Source organism: Ruminococcus sp. RTP21484sp1_RTP21281st1_A8_RTP21281_210402, from assembly GCF_040914025.1.
Classification (GTDB): domain Bacteria; phylum Bacillota; class Clostridia; order Lachnospirales; family Lachnospiraceae; genus Blautia_A; species Blautia_A faecis.
On record NZ_JBCPGE010000094.1, the window covers coordinates 1 to 1,911 of the forward strand.

Consider the following 1,911-nt stretch of genomic DNA (forward strand, 5'->3'; position numbering starts at 1 on the left):
GGTAGAGTAGGCGGATGAAATTTTCATCCGCCCCTCATCAAACCGTGCATGAGGTTCTCCCTCACACGGCTTTCCGACATTCTTCTTTCTACAGCATTACGTCATGCTCTAGCCATTTTCTTTAATCCTTTTTCGTAAATGCTATTTCTTACAAATCCCACCTTTGACATACGATTACGTCTCTGGTGTTTCTTGTTATACCATCTTGTAAAAGTGCAAATAATGTACCAGTCTAGAGCCTGCATCCACTTTTCGTTTCTCTTGGTGGAATAATAATTCTTCCATCCTGTGATTTTCGGATTCAGATTCTTTATTAAATCCTCTTCCTTTGCAACTAGCAGACTTCGTCTGTTTACATTCCTCTTGACTTCGGCTTTCATTTTCTTCATGGCTTTTCTGCTTGGGTACTGATACGTTTCCTTGTACAGTTGTCCTTTGCGTGTTTCCGTTGTCATTCTTCTGTGGTGCATTCCGAGAAAGTCAAATCCCTCTTTTCCGTCCCACATGCTGACTATCTTTGTTTTCACTGGATGTAGCTTTAAATCCAGTTTTACCATGATATACTGCAATAAATTCAGTGCGTGATTTGCACTTTTCTTATTCTTGCAAATGATTACCGTATCATCTGCGTACCTTACAAGAATACCGTGAGTATGTCCATACTTTTCCCACAGTCTGTCCAGTGTGTTTAGGTAAATGTTTGCCAGTAACGGAGATATGACTGAACCTTGGCTGGTTCCCAGTTCAGAGATTGTCAGTACATTTCCATATAATACTCCTGATACTAACCATTGTTTTATCAGCTTCAATATCCTACGGTCTGATATTCTCTGCTCTACCAGCTTCATCAACTTTCCTTGGTTTACATTGTCAAAAAACTTTTCAATGTCTGCGTCTACTACATAATAGCCCTTGTTGTTACACGCTTTCCTTACTACTTCCAGTGCTTGTTTCGCACTTCTTTTCGGTCGGAATCCATAGGAACATTCTCTAAAGTCAGCTTCGAATACTGGCTCTATTGCTATCTTTGTAGCCATTTGCACAATTCTGTCCTTGACCGTTGGTATTCCAAGAGGTCTTTCACTTCCGTCTGGTTTTGGTATCATAACTCGCTTTACCGGAGATGGTTTATACTTTCCATTCATCAGTTCTGATTTGATTTCTGATAGGTATTTTTCAATTCCCATCGCTTCAACATCCTCGATTTTGACACCATCCACACCACTGGAACCTTTGTTAGCTTTTACCCGTTTCCATGCCTCAAAGAGTACATCATCTCGATATACCTTATCGTAAAGTGCATGAAATCTTCGGCTGTCACACTTCTTGGCTGTCAGATATAGTTTGTTTTGAAGTTGTCGAACTTTTTCTTTGGAGTTATTAGTCTGCATGACATTCTCTCACTCTTACCCTCTCTACAAACATGAATGAAGTAGGGAACCTTCCCATAAACTGCGTTTTCTTGCACAGTCATTATCGGTACTATGTTCCCCTCCGACTCCCTTCCATCAGAAATACGATTTCGCCAAGCTTATACGCTTTCTCTTTACCATTTGGTGATGGGTAGGGTCTCTCCAGTTCCGAACTACACTTTTCATACATACCGTTTCCTCTATACCGAGGGATTCTTCCGTGCTGTTTTCCAGTTTCTCCACACGTTCCATGGTTTTCGCCTATTTTGCCAAGGCTCAACTTCCCTTTTCTCTCTTTCGAGACCTTTTTAACGATACGGCAGAATTCACTTTATGTTACGGTCTGCATGATTGCTCGCACCTTTTTCAAGGTTACTTTATCCACTCGCTTAGCACCCTGTATTACTACAACGCACCGAGTTTAACTACACGGCTCACTGGCGATTACCGTGACCGGACTTACACCGGCAAGTGTAGTCCAGCTTTGCTGGACACACGC

Annotated in this window: 1 protein-coding gene; it reads right to left on the minus strand. The window is 41.7% G+C overall.

Annotated features, from left to right (window positions below):
- Positions 1–101: 101 nt before the first annotated feature.
- The gene (gene ltrA / locus AB5170_RS22350; RefSeq protein WP_173717583.1) at positions 102–1,391 is read right to left on the minus strand and encodes a group II intron reverse transcriptase/maturase; all 1,290 of its coding nucleotides are present in this window, start codon (positions 1,389–1,391) and stop codon (positions 102–104) included.
- Positions 1,392–1,911 lie beyond the last annotated feature (520 nt).